Origin of the sequence: Leisingera sp. (assembly GCF_034669605.1) — a bacterium.
Lineage (GTDB): Bacteria > Pseudomonadota > Alphaproteobacteria > Rhodobacterales > Rhodobacteraceae > Leisingera.
Genome location: NZ_JAXMOX010000386.1, coordinates 1 through 1,510 on the forward strand (window position 1 = coordinate 1; position 1,510 = coordinate 1,510).

At 64.9% G+C, this 1,510-nt stretch carries 2 protein-coding genes; one reads left to right on the forward strand and one right to left on the reverse strand.

Annotation, left to right across the window (positions count from 1 at the left end; genetic code table 11):
- A partial coding sequence (gene aspS / locus VOI29_RS24500) for an aspartate--tRNA ligase (protein ID WP_323784504.1) occupies positions 1-1,194 on the reverse strand: 1,194 nt, incomplete at its 3' end.
- 110 nt (positions 1,195-1,304) lie between these two features.
- Between aspS and VOI29_RS24505 the strand changes: the two genes are divergently transcribed.
- Positions 1,305-1,510: hypothetical protein (locus VOI29_RS24505; RefSeq protein WP_323784506.1), on the forward strand; the 206-nt coding region annotated here is incomplete at its 3' end.

Here is a 1,510-nt window from a genome sequence, read left to right on the forward strand (position 1 = left end):
GAAGAAGGCCGCATCGCCGACACCCAGACCCAGCTGCTGGCGGATCGCCTCGGTGCGCTCGGGGCCGATGTTCTTGGCCAGCGGGCCTGCGGCTTCCATGCCCTGTCCCTGGTCGCGCCAGAAGATATAGCCCATGCCCGGCAGGCCTTCTCCTTGCGCAAACTTGTTCATCCGGTCGCAGAACTTGCGGCTGCCTCCGGTGGGCGCCGGGATCGCCCGGATTTCGGTGCCTTCGTTTTCCAGCAGGCTGGCAAAGATGGCAAAGCCGGAGCCGCGGAAATGCTCGGAACAATCCTGCATCTTGATCGGGTTGCGCAGGTCGGGCTTGTCGGTGCCGTACCATTTGGCGGCATCTTTATAGGAGATCTGCGGCCATTCGCTGTCGACCTTGCGGCCACCGCCGAACTCCTCGAACACGCCCTGCATCACCGGCTGGATGGTGTCGAACACATCCTGCTGGGTGACAAAAGACATCTCCAGGTCGAGCTGGTAGAAATCGGTGGGCGAGCGGTCGGCGCGCGGGTCCTCGTCGCGGAAGCAGGGCGCGATCTGGAAATACTTGTCAAAGCCCGACACCATCATCAGCTGCTTGAACTGCTGCGGCGCCTGCGGCAGCGCGTAGAACTTGCCCGGGTGCAGACGCGAGGGCACCAGGAAGTCGCGCGCGCCCTCGGGGCTGGAGGCGGTGATGATCGGGGTCTGGTATTCGTTGAAGCCCTTGTCCCACATGCGCTTGCGGATCGACTGGATCATGTTGGAGCGCAGCAGCATATTCTTCTGCATCTTCTCGCGGCGCAGGTCCAGGTAGCGGTAGCGCAGGCGGGTTTCCTCCGGGTATTCCTGCTCGCCGAACACCATCAGCGGCAGTTCCTCGGATTTGCCCAGCACCTCGATGTCGCGGATGAAGACCTCGATCTCGCCGGTGGGGATCTTGCTGTTGATCAGGCTCTCGTCGCGCGCCTTTACGTTGCCGTCGATACGGATGCACCATTCGCTGCGGACCTTTTCGATCTCGGCAAAGACCGGGCTGTCCGGATCGGCCATCACCTGGGTCACGCCGTAGTGGTCGCGCAGGTCGATGAACAGCAACCCGCCGTGGTCGCGCACGCGGTGGACCCAGCCCGACAGGCGGACGGTGTCACCGACATTGGATTTGTTCAGTTCGGCGCAGGTATGGCTGCGATAGGCGTGCATGGCGGGACCTTTCGTGTCTCGGGTCGTCTGTCCGGGTGGACCGTCATTCGGGAGATGCGCCGGAGCGGCGCTTAAATTCGTCCGGGGTGGTACACAAGTTTGCAGCGTGGTTGTCAAGCAAACTGGCCAATTTCACCGCCCGCGGGCCGCCATTTGCGCAGGCTGCGCCCTATGCGCAGAGGCTCCCGCCCCGTCCGCGTCCCGCCGCTGACGCGGCCGGGCGGCAAGCGTTGGGCCCGGCGCCGCGCCTGCTGCGCGGCGCAGGCGGCGTCCGGACGCCGCCGCAGCACGCCAAGGGCGCGCTGCCGGGCCCAAG